This window comes from Desulfobacterales bacterium (genome assembly GCA_028704555.1).
In the GTDB taxonomy this organism is placed as follows: domain Bacteria; phylum Desulfobacterota; class Desulfobacteria; order Desulfobacterales; family JAQWFD01; genus JAQWFD01.
The window spans coordinates 44,701-59,673 of sequence record JAQWFD010000024.1; the positions used below are offsets into that span (position 1 = coordinate 44,701).

Consider the following 14,973-nt stretch of genomic DNA (forward strand, 5'->3'; position numbering starts at 1 on the left):
AAAAAAATCGGTTAACATATTCTATTAAAGCCCAAAGGAGGTAAAATATGTCACAACCTGTTTTAAAGAATTTTGTCAATGGCGAATGGATTCTTTCCAAATCAAAAAATATTGGTGATGTCTGGTGCCCGGCTACTGGGGAAAAAATTGCAACCGTTCCCTACAGTACCGGGGACGAAGTAGACCAGGCCGTCAAAGCCGCTAAAGAAGCCTTCTGGGAATGGCGTTGTACCCCGCCTCTGACTCGGGCCCGATATCTGTTCAGGCTGAAAGAAGCATTTGAAGACAGCTTTGAGGATATTGCCCGGATCATGACACGGGAGCAAGGCAAAGCAATCGACGAATCTCGCGGAGAAGTCCGCCGGATGATCGAAAATGTTGAACATGCTACCGGCGTTACGACAATGATGACCGGCTATTGTCTGGAAGATATCGCAAAGAATATCGACTGCACAGCCGAACCCCAACCCGTGGGGGTGTTTGGTTGTATCGCGCCCTATAATTTTCCGGCCATGGTGCCGTGGTGGTTTCTTCCCTATGCTGTTGTTTCGGGAAATACCTATGTATTGAAACCCTCCGAACAGGTTCCGATGACTCAGACGAAGATTTTTGAAATTTTGGGGGAGATCGGATTTCCGGAAGGAGTTGTCAATATGGTCCATGGCTCGCGTGATGTCGTCAACGCCATGCTTGACAACCCCGATATTGAAGGTATCTCTTTTGTCGGCTCGACCCCAACGGCAAAGTATATTTATCAACGTTGCGGTGAGACCGGAAAACGTGTTCAGGCGTTGGGCGGAGCCAAAAACATCGTTGCCGTTATGCCCGACGCTGACTTGGACAAAGCCTTACCTTCATTGATCACGTCGTTTTTCGGCTGTTCAGGTCAACGATGTCTTTCCGGATCCATTTTGATGCCGGTAGGGGGCATCGCCGACACCGTTGTAGAGAAATTTAAATCAGCCGCTGAAAAGCTGATTATCGGCGACGGCTTGAACGAAAACACCGGCATGGGACCGGTTGTCAGCCAAAAGCACAAAGAGCGTGTTCTCGGCTATATCGAAAAAGGCATTAAAGAAGGTGCCGATCTGATCCTGGATGGACGAAACTGCACAGTAAGCGATTACCCCGGTGGATTTTTCGTCGGTCCCACCATTTTTGATAATGTTACACCCGATATGACCATCGCCCGTGAGGAAATCTTCGGTCCGGTCATCAGTATCGTTCGTGCCAAAAATCTCGATGAAGTTATTGACGTTGTCAATACCCGTGGTTATGCTAACGCAGCTTGCGTTTACACCTCCAGTGGCCCCGTAGCCCGGGAATTTAAGTATAAAGTAAAACCGGCGATGGTGGGTATCAATATCGGCATCGCGGCTCCTATGAGCTTTTTCCCATTTGGCGGTGCCGGTGAATCCATGTTTGGCGATATTAAAGGCCATGGCCGAGAGATTTTTCAGTTTTTCACGAATAAAAAAGTCGTTATTCGACGCTGGTTATAAGAGCGTTTTAACAAAGGGGCGTTGCCGGAAACGACCGACGCCCCTTTTCAGGGAGTGACTATGCCGCTTATAAATTTTGGAGGAGTTTTATCATTCGCGATGGAGCTGGAAGACCAAAGCAAAGCATTTTACGCACAGGTCCTTCAGAATCCGGCCTGCGCCGATATTAAAGATATGATGGAGCAGTTTAACGCAGATGCTGGTAAAAATACAAAATTATTGCAGTTGACGCGTCGGGAAAACGTTTCCGAAATGATTCTGGAAGCCATTGATAATTTTGGCCGGGCTCCTTTTCAGGTAAAATGCGATGGCGGAAACAGCAGAAATAGATCGGAGACGCTGGCGATTGCCAAAAAATTGGAAAAAACATGCGAAAGCTATTACCGACAAGCCGCAATTAAAATGGGAGGACTGCCGGAAGTAGCCAGGGCGCTTAAATTTGCCGGGAAAAGAAGAACGGATCATTGTCTGGCACTGAACGAGGTGTGAAAGGCGAATAAAAAAGACCGCATCATTTTATTTAAAATCGTAAAGCAGGAGTGAAGTCTTCTCCACAGCTGACTTTCCGAGAATTGCAGAAAAATTTATTGGTTTTTTTACATAACCCAATTGGCAACAGTCTAACACACACTATTCGTATAGTATTTTTGCCTAAAGCTGTCTCCGAGCCTGCCAGCCTAATAAGGGTGGTCCTCAAGGAAGGCAGGCCGGCAGGGTTTTGTTGGAAACGGCGGAACCTCCCTTTCGGAAAGGAGATTTTTTTGACTTTACGCAGCATTTATTTGAGGGAAGGAGAAGGGCCATGTCAAATGTGATAGGTGGATATTGGCAGAAAATCGCTGTAATTGATTTGACCACGGGAAAAGTGGATTACATGAGTCCGAGTGAAGATGATCTTCAAAACTTCATCGGTGGCAGTGGCTTGGGCGCTAAACTGCTTTATGAAAATCTTGAAGCCGGCATCGATCCACTGGGGCCGGAAAATATTCTGATCTGCATGACCGGCCCCTTTGTCGGTACTAAATTGCCTGAGTCTGGTCGTTGGGAACTCATTACCAAGAGTCCTTTGACCGGGATTTACCTGGAATCCGACTGCGGTGGCAAGTGGGGACCTGCCCTGAAAAGCTGCGGTCTTGATGGCGTAATGGTTAAGGGTAAGGCCAAAGAGCCGGTCTATATTACCATTGAAGATGAAGATATTCAGATTAAAAAAGCTGATCACCTATGGAACAAAGGCACATTTGAAACCGATAAGCTGATCAAGAAAGAAATGGGGACAGTCTCTCAGGTTATCTCCATCGGCCAGGCCGGAGAAAAATTGGTGAAACTGGCCTGCATCATGACCGGTGGCCGTGATGGCCGAGCAGCCGGCCGTGGTGGCGGAGGCGCTGTTATGGGCTCCAAGAATCTGAAAGCGATCGCGGTCAAAGGCAGCAAAAAGGTTTCGATCGTTAATCAGAACGTCTTTGACGATTTTCTTTCCGATAGTCGCGTTAAGATGAAAGAAGTTCACGATGGCCTGCTTGGCGTTTACGGCACATCCTGCGGAGTGGAAGCTTTCAATCAATGCGGTGACCTTCCGATCAAGAACTGGCTTTGGGGTACTTGGGACAAGGCTAAAATGGTTTCCGGCCAGCACCTTGCCGAAACTATCCTGAAGAAACGCTATTACTGCGCTGACTGTCTTATCGGTTGCGGCCGTACCGTAGAGATTCCCAACGGCAAATTCAAAATGGAAAGCGGTAGCGGCCCTGAGTATGAAACGCTTGGTATGCTCGGCTCCAATTGCCTGATCGACGATGTCGAAGCCATCGCTAAAGCCAACGAATACTGCAACGATTACGGCATAGATACCATTTCGGCCGGTTCGGCTGTCAGTTTTCTTATGGAGGCCTGGGAGCACGGCATGATTACCAGTGAAGATACCGGTGGTCTCGAGATGACCTGGGGCAACGGCGAGGCCATGGTTGAAATGATAAAGAAAATCGCTCTGCGTCAGGACATCGGTGATGATTGTTCCCAGGGTATTCTGGCGGCCGTCAAACGTGTTGGTCCGGTTAGTGAAGAGTTTGCGATCCATACCAAAGGGATGGACTTCCCTGCCCATGACCCCCGAGGTCGTGGCGGTCTGGCGGTTGCCTACGCGACCTCCAATCGTGGAGCCTGCCATATGCAGGCCTACAACCAGGATTTTGAAGGCGAAGGCTGTAGCAATATCGCCGATCTTGGCTATGATGCGCCCATGCCGCCCTACACCAATGAAGGCAAAGGTAAGTTCGTTGCTGACCAACAGAATTTTATGAGCATGATGGACTCGTTGAAGATCTGTAAGTTCTCGGTCTTCGGCGGCATGACAGTCGGTCCCATGACTCAGTGCCTCAACCATATCACCGGATGGCATTTCACCAATGCCCAGTGGGTGAAATGCGGTGAGCGGATTTTTAACCTGAAGCGTCTGTTCAACACTCGCGAAGGGGTCAGCCGTAAAGATGATACTCTGCCGGTAAGGATACTGACCAGTCCTCGTCAGGGTGGTGCCGGTGATTTTGTTCCTGACCTGGGCTATCAGCTTCGTGACTATTACCGCGCCCGCGGATGGGATGAATGGGGTGTTCCCACGCCGGAGACCCTCAAACGACTGGGTCTGGATGCCTATGAATACCATAAAGGCCCTCGCACTACAGCTGCCCAGCGGTAATTTGCCTTAGGTAAACCCCCGGCTTTGCCGGGCGACTCATTAAATTTTTGACATTTACGGGAGTAAATGGAAGCCCCTCCAGATGTGAAGCGCTCAGCGTCACAAAGGAGGGGCTATTTGCACATGCTCATATCAATGGTAGATGTCAAGCAAGTTGTCGTCTAAACAATAACAAAATTATCGGTTATGCCCGCAAAAAAATTCCAGGCCCTCCGACGAGTTTTTGAAGACCCATTCTCGGCCCTGAGAATTTTTTGTTCCTTCTTTGACAAAATGGTCTTTATCGGTATGACCTTATCCACTTGTGCCGTCTTTTCACCATCTTCGGTTGTCTTTTCTGAGTTGTTTCTATTGGTTAACGCTACCTCACCGATATGGCGCCAATTTCTTGTTTTGATGAGTGGATTCACGCTAATTGATGGACAACAATTCACTTTAAATGAGGGTTACTGCTCTGCCAGTGCCATCCGTCAGGGCCGATAAAATACGTACGGATTCAAAAAAAAAAATAGCTGTTTACGACGGTTCGCAGTTGCTTACCGGTCAAACCCGTTTCGCGTATTCATTGGAGAATAAAAAGAGATCGGGTTTTTCATAATGCCTGATCCGATCGCATCAATTTTCCGGTTTCTGTTGTTCACATCAGGCCAGTCTGAATTGTTTTATCTTTCGCCAGAGGGTGGATCGGCTGATGCCCAGTTCTCTTGCCGCGCAAGCTCGGTTGCCGTTATGCTTGTGGAGGATTTCTTGCGTAAGGCGGGCTTCCGAATGCTGCAGAGCTCCTTTATTGGGGGAAAAATTGTTGGGTATCCGGCTGTGGTGAAGAAAATCCATCGGCAGTTGGGATAGTTGAATTTCATCTCCCGGGCAGAGTACGCAGGCATGTTCCAGGATGTTTTCCAGTTCCCGGATATTGCCGGGATAGTTATACTTCATCAGGTGGGTCATGACATCATTGGATACCCGTTTGACGGGGCTGTTGCTTTTCTCGCTTATTTTTTGAATAAATGTTTCCACCAGAAGTGGAATGTCCTCCTTGCGATCCTTGAGATCCGGCAACACGAGTTTGATGATGTTGAGTCGATAATACAGGTCTTTTCGAAATTTCCCTTCCATCACAAGGGCTTCCATGTTTCTGTTGCTGGCGGCAATGATGCGGGCATTGGTTTGAGACGGTCGCGTGGCACCCACCGGGTAAAATTCTTTTTCTTCGATAACCTTTAACAGTTTTACCTGGAAGGCGTGAGACATGTCGCCCACTTCATCCAGGAAAAGAGTTCCGCCGTTTGCGATGCTGAAGAGGCCGGGTTTGTCGGTTTTTGCATCCGTAAACGCCCCTTTGGCATAACCGAAAAGTTCGGATTCCAGAAGCGTTTCCGGTATGGCCCCGCAGTTGAGTTTTATAAGGTTTTTATTTTTTTGTGGGCTCAAATTATGAATGGCCTTGGCCATTAATCCTTTACCCGTGCCGCTGGCACCCTCTATCAATATGGTTGTTTCACTGGAGGCAACCCTGGGCAGGATTTCAAACAGGTTTTGCATGATCGGATTTTTGCTGACAATATCATCCAGACAATAATTTTTGGTGACCATTTTCCGGGAGACTTTCAGTTTTGTCAGATTTCTGAAAATGGCAACGAGCGCTATGATGTTGCCGCAGTCATCCCGGAGCGCCGAGGTCGATATGCTGACAGGCCTTTTTTTCCCGGATTCGCAGATGATTTTTGTTTCAAAGTCATAGACGGGCTCCCCGGTTTTGAAGGTGTAATCAAGCGGGCAGTTTGCAGAACAGTCGGTTGATGTAAACAGATCAAAACAGTGCCTGCCATAAATTTTTTCGAAAGAAAGTCCGGTGATGGTTTGCGAAGCTTGATTCATGTAAGTGATGCAGTGATCCTGAGTGTTTACGATAAATACGCCTGCTCGGATGTTTTCAAGGATCTCCCGGCAGGGTAGCTTTAGTTCAAAGGCAGGCAGAGAAGGTTCTTGACGGTTATGGCTCAAAACGGTGTTCCCTTAATCGTGATGTCAGCATTTAATGATGGCATTGGTTGAGAGGCAACGAAAGGCCTCGGAAAAAAACGAGAAACTTCAGAACGTCAGGTTGTGTATAATTACAGTTTTTTAGATAAAATTTCAAGAATTTAGTGCGTTATCTCGTTTCAGCCGCTTGAATTTGTCTTTGGATAAATCGGTGCCAGGTGATTTTTATTTGATTTTAGTTCGCAAATAACCATTTGAAAATATTGACTAATTCTGAAAAAGACAAATATATATTCATATGCTTACCGGGTGAAGGTGAATGTAGCGCGTGTGTGATGAAATTGTTTCAAATTGAAACAATTTGGATGAAACCACCTGAATGGTTGTGCTTTTATCGCTTTGGCGTTGTGATATCCGCCTCTGGGATGATGCGGAATCATAAAACAGGCGGAAATTTTTCAATGGGGGAAGCCTGTTTAAGGAAAAACGTTTCAAAATCAAACGCTTCTCATGAACCGATCCGTGTTTCACCCAAGATCAAAGGAATTTACGGGTCTATTTCAGTCAAGTTTAGGCAATACTATCGTTGCTGGTTTTTTTCGGTGCAGTTCTGCGTAATTATTTCAGACCGGACTGACGATTAAAAAAAGGAATATAAAAACGGTGAGATACAGCGGATGCTGTCGTTTTGGCTTGAAGAATGCTTTTATGAATATCAATAATTGTAGTTGAATTGATTAGAATTATGGCTTTTGTTCAAAAAAAATTTAAAATGGGCATAAAGTTTGCATTTATAAAACATAAAAAAGTTCGAAATCGATATATGGCTGTTGGTAGATAGGTAGAGAGAATCGGTTTTTGACAGCTGTATCCACCCAAAGGAAACAGAACATTGTAAAGCAGGCTTTTGGGCTGAATCGATGATAGCACAGGATTTTTAAAATGGATTACGCTTTAAGGAGGAACGTTACTTATGGACAACATGAATTCACCACACGATCAATTGATTACCAGGCGAAAAGCATTGACCTTGGGGGCTGCTGCTATTGGCACGGCGGTCGCCGGGGGGCTGGTCCGTACGGCAGCCGGCATCATTCCTTCGGCGAATGCCGCAAAAAATGAGGCGTCATGGCCGCTTCCTTATGTGAAGCTGGATCCGGAAAAAGCCCTGCCGATTGCGTACAATACATACTTCAAATACGGCTGAGGGTCAGCTGCAGCCGATGGGATCATCGGCCAGTTGATCGAAATGAAGGGCTTTCCGTATACGCAGTATCCGCCCATAATATATAATTTTGCCGGGGGTGGATGCGCCGGCTGGGGGACTGCATGCGGTACCCTGATTGCCGCAGGCGCCATGATCAATCTTTTTACTCAGCCCAAAGAGTGCAGCAAGATTTTTAATGAGCTGATCGGCTGGTATTGCGATATGCCGTTTCCGTCAAAGGGCCTGGACAAATTTGCCAAGTTTCCCGGGCAGGTCCAGACCGTCAGCAATTCACCCCTGTGCCACGTGTCCGTTGCCAAATGGTGCACTGAATCGGGCAAGATGCTGACCACTCCCGAGCGCTTGGATCGTTGTGCAAAAATAGCCGCTGAAGTAGCGGCAAAGACGATTGAGTTGCTGAATGCCCATGCAGACGGCACCTTCAAACCTGTGTATGCGCTACCGGCCGAAACACAGAAATGCCTGTCATGTCACGGCGTTAAAAAATCGGCCAATTATCAGCACGGAAAAATGTATTGCGGCGAGTGCCACGAACCCCATGATTTATAAAAATAGAAACGGAGATTTGATACGTCGTTTCCGTTGATTAACTTAAACGGTCTGTCCGAATGCTTCAGGTTTTCGACAGACCGTTTTTTAATTGATTTTGGCTCATGTTGGCTTTCAGGCGCTCGTAACGTGCTGTGACAGTTTGGATGTCAACGAAAGCCTGGATCCTGAGAAGGACAATGCTGTATCGGCACGAGATTCAAATCCGGTAACTTTAGTGTCTTATCCCTCAAACTCTGTCAAAAAAACAAAAATTTTCCCGTTATAGTTACCGCCCGCTTCGCTCGAGACGCGAAGAACGCAGAGCCTCGAAACGGTGGTTTTGGTCTCTGCGAGCTCTGTGTCTCGAGAGAGCGAAGCGAACGGGCGGTAGAAAAATAAAGAGTTTTTTGTAACGGCAATTCCATGGAAATTGGGTTGCGGGCACGGACCGCATTAGTATCCTGCAAAGGATAAATGGGGCTTGATCATAACTGCGGCCACCATATTACCGGAAAAAGTGAGTAAGGCATGGGAAGATTGGGAAGGCCTCATTGAATCCCACAAAGAAGGCGCTGCCTTTGAGGATATGAAAGCATGGAATCCGGAAAAGCTTCCGGGGCATGCAGCAGCATTGAAAGTGGAAGCGGTCTATGCGGGAGCAGGGAAGCTTCTGTAGATATAAGGGCCTCAGTAAAAACAAATTCCATTGCCTTGCTTATTTTTGCTGAGGCACTTACTTGTTTTGTAGTTATGCTCAAGCTCCTGTTATCATATTGATCGGGTATCGTTGCCTCCTTGTATAAGTACTAAACTGTCTTTTTTTGTTTTAGATAAAGCTGCCATATATTCACATTTAATGCGTAATAAAAAAAAGACCCTTTTATCCGCTATCGGTGACAACGTTTCGAAATTTCCCTGGCCTTTGGAAAGCATCACATCTGCAGAAGTAAACAATTTTTGAAACACTTCTGTCGTTTCGGGAAGAATGGTTCCCGGATAAACACTGCCACTGGAAATGGTCGTAACCAGACGATCAAGTCCTACCGCCTTGGCATCTTCCAGCGTGGCATCATTGATGATAGGCTTATCGCGAAGTGCCGCTACGATCTGAAGGCGTGGGTACTCCCGCTGCAACTCTTTTATGAACAGCGTGTCAAAAACTATTTCTCCACAATTATCACAGAGGTAGAGAAGTGTTGAAGCCCTGCCCAGTGCTTTTTTAAACGGTTCAATATCATAGTGAGTAAAGGGCGTTTTATCAAGAGACTGAAGCTCTTTGTTCAGATCGATAGAAGCATGATTTTTTGCTCCAAAATCTATAATATTTCCCGCTGCCGCTATCTGAATCCCAGTTTCAAGTGGTGATTTACTATTATCTATTTTCTTTTGAAATTTTTCTGCATAGGACAAAGATAAGGAGTTGGATTTTTTTTTCACCTCTGCATAAATGTCAAATCCGGGAGATTCACTTCGTTCTTGAATAATTGCGTCTGCCACGCGACGAACAATATGCTGGACTAAGAGATGCGTTCCTTTAGCCTTTTCCAGTTCTATCCTGGCTACCGCAACAATGCGATGGGTCTGCTCTTCAGTAAGTTCAGCAAATCGTGCCGCCGAGCGTGCCTGGTTGATGACGCAGGCATAACAATCCGGAACAATACCCGTAAAATATTTGTTTTCTATAGTAGTGCTCATTTTTTACCATTTCCAATGACAGCATAACATCTGTTAACCTCTTGAACCGGCCATCCGGCAATCAGTTGAATAAATTTGGAGATTTTATCATCACCCATGCCTTTCATAGCATACTTTACCGGGTCGGACAAATCTGGCCTTTTTCTGTTTTCATATGCTGCAAAACAGGTAGTGCCCATAAAAACCGCAACGTACCTGAATGCATGCAGCTTTTGGTGAACGTGGTTTAAAAATGGAACCACTGAACAGTCGCGGTCGGAACACACAGAAAAAAGGGGTTTGATCATAACTTCGGCCACGTTGTCGCGGACTTCCTCCCGCCCATTGCCGGCTTCTCCAGCACGATCCGGGGGATGACGGATCGCGCAATGTCATACGCCGCGAACGGGCGGGACTCCGCGAATACACTTCGGAACTATCGTTATTGGCCATTCCGGAGCATTGTGAGCTCCCTTTTTCGAAGGAGGGGCAAAGCGAAGCGTGCCCATCAATTACATAGGGTGCCTGTGACGGTCGTTGAACCTGACCGAATATCCGGTCACTATTCTGGTCGGCTATTTTTGCCGTTTTTTTTGTTGATGGCGGGAAATTGATTTTTTTCGCTGAGATGAGCGATGCGCCACGTTAAACTCCGATTCATACCCCACAGTGAACTGGCTATATGGTTTATTGCGGATACTTAAGAAATGGGTATTTTTTTTATCAAAGGGACAAATAGGTATGACACAAGGATCAAATCCAAACTTCTGATAAAAGTTGGGATCACCTAAAACGAAAATGGTCTGCTCCTTAATGACAGCCTGCCTCAAGGCAAAGCGAAGCAGCTCTGAGCCTATTCCCTGCTTTTGGAACTCGGGTGCCACAGCCAATGGCGCCAGATGCAAGCCACAGACATTATCGCCGTTATAGGCATTCGAAAAAGCGATATAGGCGATTATCGTATTGGTATGAATACACACCCATTCATGCACTGCTTTATCATTCTGATGGAATTTTTCAACTAATTGCACTTCATATGTGCTATCAGGGAATGCCTGCCGCAACAAGGCGGAAACCTTGTCATAATTTTCAGCGGTGAGTTTGCGTATTTTCATTGTTTTATATTCAATCGTTAATGGTTAGTTATCAACAAGGTGGGCCCGTGGTTATTCCGGCGATGAACGTCTCAAGGATGCGCCTACCGCTTCGTGGTAAGTACCAAGATAGATTTTTATGCATATGCACACGATATATATTGATGATATTATTGCCATATTAAAAACATTCTAATTCATGATTAATGCTTTTTGCGGTAGTGAGAGCATAATTTGCCTGATCTTTTTTTCTTTTATTCACTATGCAAGATGTGACACCAGACTCGCCCTGATAATTTTAAGGCGACAAGTTCACCCGCCGGGACCCAACGAGGCTGATCCTACAGGCACGTTTATCTCAAAAATAGCTATGAAAAAAAGTCACGTGGGTTCCCTGTTGAGTGTGCAACTATTTGTTCGCTTTAGCGATAAACATCACCACGATGTCCAATTTTTATTACCCAAATGGTGAGCGCATCGTCTTGGATCGAATAAATAATACGATACCGTCCCTGTCGTAGACGATAACATTCTTGTCCAGAAAGCTTTTCACATCCTGGAAGGCGTGGGTTTATACTCAATGATTGAATTTGTTTTAGAATCCTTTTCAGGTCCTTATCCGCGATTGATTGAAAATCTTTCCAGACAGACTTTTTAAATAATATTTTATATTCGTCCATCTTTTTTCAACTTTTTGATCATCTGTTCATAGCTGATTAGGGGCTCGCTGGCTCTTTCTTCAAAAACAGCAAGGTCCTCTGCATCTTCAGCAAGGGCTTTTCTAACAGCGTCATTAATGATTTCTGACATTGATCGGGATGTTTCAAGGGCTTTGAGTCTGAGCGCCTGGTGTAAGGCCGGGTCTAAATAAATGGTCGAACGTTTTGATAAAGTTGTCATAAAGAACCTCCTGATATATAGTGATAATTATCATAACGTTGTGGTGCTATGATGTCAATGCTGGAAGCGAACGTTAAGCCTACTGGTTTTGAGAACGCACAACGTAATTTTCGGCAATGAATCCTTTGTTCTAACTCGTCGAGGTGAGCCTATTGCAGCCATTGTTTCTATTAAAGAGCTTGAATTGCTGCAAGATTTAGAAAACAGAATTGACATAGAAGATGCGTGGAAAGCTAAGAATGAACCGGGTGAACCGATTCCCCGGGAAAAATTGAAAAAGGAACTTGAGCTTTGACATATAGGATAGTGGTCAGGGTCTCTGCGGCAAAAGCGCTCAAAAAAATCGACGACCTCTCTTAAAACCTCGCGAATCCGGATGCAACCAAAATGAAGGGAAATAATCCTTTCCACAAAATTCGAGTTGGAGATTATCGGATTTTATATGAGATTCAAGATGATGTTCTATTGATTCTGATTCTTAAAATCGGACACCGGAAAGATATCTACAGAAACATCACCTGAAGAATAATATACCTATTCTCATTTGTTTGTTATTCAGGGCTTGACCATAACTGCGGCCATATTTTGCTGTGCGTAGACTAGAAGTCCCGCCCGTTGCCGGCGTACGACATGGCGCGATCCGGGGAAAAGATGTCGGGGCCATGAAGCGTTAAGAAGCGCAAACTGTTTGAGGCTTGCCGAGTTTTTGCGCTTTAGCTTCATGGGCCCGGCACCCCCCGGATCGTGCTGGAGAAGCCGGCAACGGGCGGGACGGACCCCGTGACATTGTGGCCGCAGTTATGATCAAGTCCGTTATTCAACAACGGATAGCGCTTTGTGCATGAACGTCCTCTCTGAACGCGTTAAGAAAACAATAAACAAAAGTAGTGCCATAGCAGAAGTATTAAAAGAGTAACTCGCTGTAATTATAGTGAGTATTTTTTCTCAGCTGAAAAGATCAGCTAAAGTTATTTAGATATTCAAGGATGTCCCCAACATTTTCCAAAGCGATTTATTTTCTTCGAAACCCATTCTAAATACACCGTATATTCAAATATTGTGGTTATTATTTTTGGCTAACACGAAAATCACGGGCGCAGGCTGTTTTGCGTCCGGTGCATTTTGGGGTTCGGCAAAGCCGCTGTCATGTATTTTTCCAATTCTGTCAAGAATGAAGACCTGGCCTTGCTATTTTTGTGAGCAAAAACTATGTCTTATGACATCGGTGGGTAATATGCCATATTTGTCCCGGCATGTAATGCCTTTTTGCTCTCGCCATGGCTATATCGTTATTTTTGACTCCAAAAAGCTCAAAATAGCCCCGTTTTTAGGGGTGTAATTTAACCTTATCTCTATATTTTTATTCGGTTAGCTTGGCCCGATCCCATGAGAAAAATAGTCCCAAGACGTTCCATAAAATTATCCCGATCGGCATCGTTGTCAAATATTTTTCGCCGTTTTATTTCACGGCAAATAAAATGATGTAGTGCCCCAGGGGCATCTATGCGGGCTTCGCGTGGCATAATTATCCTATATTATTCTTTCAATCTCATAGAAATGCATTTATTCATGCCCGTCCCCTTGTCCCCCTGCTTTTTCTACCCTACCATAAATGCAAAACTTCCTTTATGAATCATCCTATGTAATAACTCAACCTCAGTAAAAGTCAACTTGTGAATAAATTTTACTGAATGATATATAAAGAGTAGTCTCTCTAAGTTGCAGCATAAATAGGTTTCAGCCCATTCAAAACGGATTTCATTCGCAATCTCCGCGTTTCATCTGGCCGTCGAATTCTCACGAAAAAAATAGAAAATCGGATTGACCGTCTTCGGGATATGTAAGATAATTGTTTAATCTTGTTTCGAACAAATAGGACCCTGAGCACGCCCGAATCCAACGATCCGGCTTCCCCAATGCGTTGTGGAAGATCTATGGAAACTATCCTTATTTTTCAGCCGGGAAAAACACGAATTTTAGTTCCAACGCCTTACCCCACTAAATTTTGGGTCCCGATCATAACTGCGGCCATATTTTTCTACGCGTAGCCTCGGAGTCCCGCCCGTTCCCGGCGTACGACATTGCGCGATCCGGGGATAAGATGCCGGGGCCATGAAGCGTTAAGAAGCGCAAACTGTTTGAGGTGCGCCGAGTTTTTGCGCTTTAGCTTCATGGCACTGGCATCCCCCGGATCGCGTTGGAGAAGCCGGGAATGAGCGGGACGGACTCCGCGACATTGTGACCGTAGTTACGATCAAGCCCAAATTACGTCCGGAAAACCCGGTAAATCCGGTTCCGGCAATCACCATTCACCAAATGATCAGAAAAATTCTCCGGGCGACGCTGAACTGGCGTCGCAGACAATATTCAGAATAGTTTTAACAGGGAATTCTTGGCTTTTAAATTATCCATCCGTTGTGAATCCGGATGGGGGTTTCGGTTTTTTGTTCAGGCACCAACATGGACGGTCTCGTAAAAAAACGAATTTTCGGCACACCTTCGAGAGCGGGGGGCGATAAGGCCTTTAAAAGACTGGATTCCCGCCTTCGAGGTAATGACGGAAAAGGGCGCGCGGAGGTTTTTTTACGAGTTCGTAAATAATGAAAAGGAGGTCTCATATGAAAGTGTGTGTCGTGGGTTTGATGGTGGGGATGATGCTTCTGGTGGCGGTCAGTGCCGGGGCTCAGGTGGGGCAGGATGTTTTCAAGGCACAGAAATGCAGTATGTGCCACAAGCCGGTTGAATCGAAAGTCGCGCCGTCTCTGGCTGCGATAGCCGGGGCCTACGAGGGGCAGGCTGACGAATTGCTCGGTTATGTGAAGGGTGAGGCGGAGCCGGTTATGGATAAGGAGCGGGCCTCGGTTATGGAAAAATATATCGGGAAGATGAAGGCGCTTCCGGAGGCAGACCTCAAGGCACTTGTCGAATTTATGCTGGGCCATAAATAATGCCTGAATTTCAGAACTCCTTATTTCATGCCCATAACATAGTCAACTACCCCTCCTGAATCAGAGATTCAGAAGGGGCTTGTAAAAGCCCAAGTTGACTATCCCAAGTCTTAATTGACTACGTTCGGCAGGATGTAGATACCTTTGGATGTAATCGCCAGTCCAAAGCTCTATCGTGGCTCTGTAAAAGCTCTGTGAGGTAGGAGCGGTCAACCACATTGCGAAGCCTGCTGAACATTGGCGAGGCGAACCTTACCCCTCTTCGGAGGGTGATAATAACGAAAAAGTTTTTGTAACTATTCAGCGTGCTTGAAAATTAGTATACTTCCATTTACATGACAAAATCTGGCAACTCGCCGTTAAACAACAATTCCAGTGCACGGCTTGACTTAATTCCCTGTTTTCGACAAGTAGA

The 14,973-nt window shown here is 45.8% G+C and carries 14 protein-coding genes and 1 riboswitch; of the genes, 9 read left to right on the top strand and 5 right to left on the bottom strand.

From position 1 onward, the window contains the following. Nucleotides 1-47: 47 nt before the first annotated feature. From PHQ97_10280 to PHQ97_10290, 3 genes are all read left to right on the top strand, one after another. Nucleotides 48-1,502 (top strand): CoA-acylating methylmalonate-semialdehyde dehydrogenase, encoded by a 1,455-nt coding sequence (locus tag PHQ97_10280; GenBank protein MDD4393119.1) that lies wholly within the window; start codon nt 48-50, stop codon nt 1,500-1,502. 60 nt (nt 1,503-1,562) lie between these two features. Then, complete coding sequence (locus PHQ97_10285) at nt 1,563-1,991, top strand: hypothetical protein (GenBank protein ID MDD4393120.1); 429 nt, start codon at nt 1,563-1,565, stop codon at nt 1,989-1,991. Between the two features lie 160 nt (nt 1,992-2,151). Continuing rightward, a riboswitch (molybdenum cofactor riboswitch) is annotated at nt 2,152-2,273 on the top strand. A gap of 31 nt (nt 2,274-2,304) precedes the next feature. Next, complete coding sequence (locus tag PHQ97_10290; GenBank protein MDD4393121.1) at nt 2,305-4,200, top strand: aldehyde ferredoxin oxidoreductase family protein; 1,896 nt, start codon at nt 2,305-2,307, stop codon at nt 4,198-4,200. A 642-nt stretch (nt 4,201-4,842) separates the two neighbouring features. On the opposite strand, the gene PHQ97_10295 is transcribed toward PHQ97_10290, so the two are convergent. Next, nucleotides 4,843-6,204, bottom strand: coding sequence for a sigma 54-interacting transcriptional regulator (locus PHQ97_10295; GenBank protein MDD4393122.1), 1,362 nt, complete (start codon nt 6,202-6,204; stop codon nt 4,843-4,845). Between the two features lie 952 nt (nt 6,205-7,156). Here PHQ97_10295 and PHQ97_10300 point away from each other — a divergent pair. From PHQ97_10300 to PHQ97_10310, 3 genes are all read left to right on the top strand, one after another. Then, nucleotides 7,157-7,390: a hypothetical protein gene (locus PHQ97_10300; protein ID MDD4393123.1), complete on the top strand. Its 234-nt coding sequence runs from the start codon at nt 7,157-7,159 to the stop codon at nt 7,388-7,390. A gap of 42 nt (nt 7,391-7,432) precedes the next feature. Next, complete coding sequence (locus PHQ97_10305; protein ID MDD4393124.1) at nt 7,433-7,960, top strand: C-GCAxxG-C-C family protein; 528 nt, start codon at nt 7,433-7,435, stop codon at nt 7,958-7,960. A 463-nt stretch (nt 7,961-8,423) separates the two neighbouring features. Beyond that, nucleotides 8,424-8,618 carry a hypothetical protein gene (locus tag PHQ97_10310; GenBank protein MDD4393125.1) on the top strand — a complete coding sequence of 65 codons (195 nt, stop codon included), beginning with the start codon at nt 8,424-8,426 and terminating at the stop codon, nt 8,616-8,618. Between the two features lie 92 nt (nt 8,619-8,710). Here the strand turns inward: PHQ97_10310 and PHQ97_10315 are convergent, their stop codons facing one another. The 4 genes from PHQ97_10315 to PHQ97_10330 all read right to left on the bottom strand — a co-directional run bounded on the left by PHQ97_10315 (nt 8,711) and on the right by PHQ97_10330 (nt 11,610). Continuing rightward, nucleotides 8,711-9,637 carry an ARMT1-like domain-containing protein gene (locus PHQ97_10315; protein MDD4393126.1) on the bottom strand — a complete coding sequence of 309 codons (927 nt, stop codon included), beginning with the start codon at nt 9,635-9,637 and terminating at the stop codon, nt 8,711-8,713. A gap of 554 nt (nt 9,638-10,191) precedes the next feature. Next, entirely contained in the window at nt 10,192-10,731 is a 540-nt protein-coding gene (locus PHQ97_10320) for an N-acetyltransferase (protein ID MDD4393127.1), read from the bottom strand. A gap of 401 nt (nt 10,732-11,132) precedes the next feature. Beyond that, nucleotides 11,133-11,390, bottom strand: coding sequence for a type II toxin-antitoxin system RelE/ParE family toxin (locus tag PHQ97_10325; protein MDD4393128.1), 258 nt, complete (start codon nt 11,388-11,390; stop codon nt 11,133-11,135). After that, nucleotides 11,377-11,610: a CopG family transcriptional regulator gene (locus PHQ97_10330; GenBank protein MDD4393129.1), complete on the bottom strand. Its 234-nt coding sequence runs from the start codon at nt 11,608-11,610 to the stop codon at nt 11,377-11,379. Before PHQ97_10330 ends, PHQ97_10325 begins: the two co-directional genes overlap by 14 nt. An 88-nt stretch (nt 11,611-11,698) precedes the next feature. Between PHQ97_10330 and PHQ97_10335 the strand changes: the two genes are divergently transcribed. The 3 genes from PHQ97_10335 (at nt 11,699) to PHQ97_10345 (ending at nt 14,558) form a co-directional block, all read left to right on the top strand. Beyond that, nucleotides 11,699-11,905 carry a type II toxin-antitoxin system Phd/YefM family antitoxin gene (locus tag PHQ97_10335; protein ID MDD4393130.1) on the top strand — a complete coding sequence of 69 codons (207 nt, stop codon included), beginning with the start codon at nt 11,699-11,701 and terminating at the stop codon, nt 11,903-11,905. Nucleotides 11,906-11,997: 92 nt separating this feature from the next. After that, the gene (locus PHQ97_10340) at nt 11,998-12,132 is read left to right on the top strand and encodes a type II toxin-antitoxin system RelE/ParE family toxin (GenBank protein MDD4393131.1); all 135 of its coding nucleotides are present in this window, start codon (nt 11,998-12,000) and stop codon (nt 12,130-12,132) included. 2,096 nt (nt 12,133-14,228) lie between these two features. Then, complete coding sequence (locus PHQ97_10345; protein ID MDD4393132.1) at nt 14,229-14,558, top strand: c-type cytochrome; 330 nt, start codon at nt 14,229-14,231, stop codon at nt 14,556-14,558. The last annotated feature ends 415 nt before the right edge of the window (nt 14,559-14,973 follow it).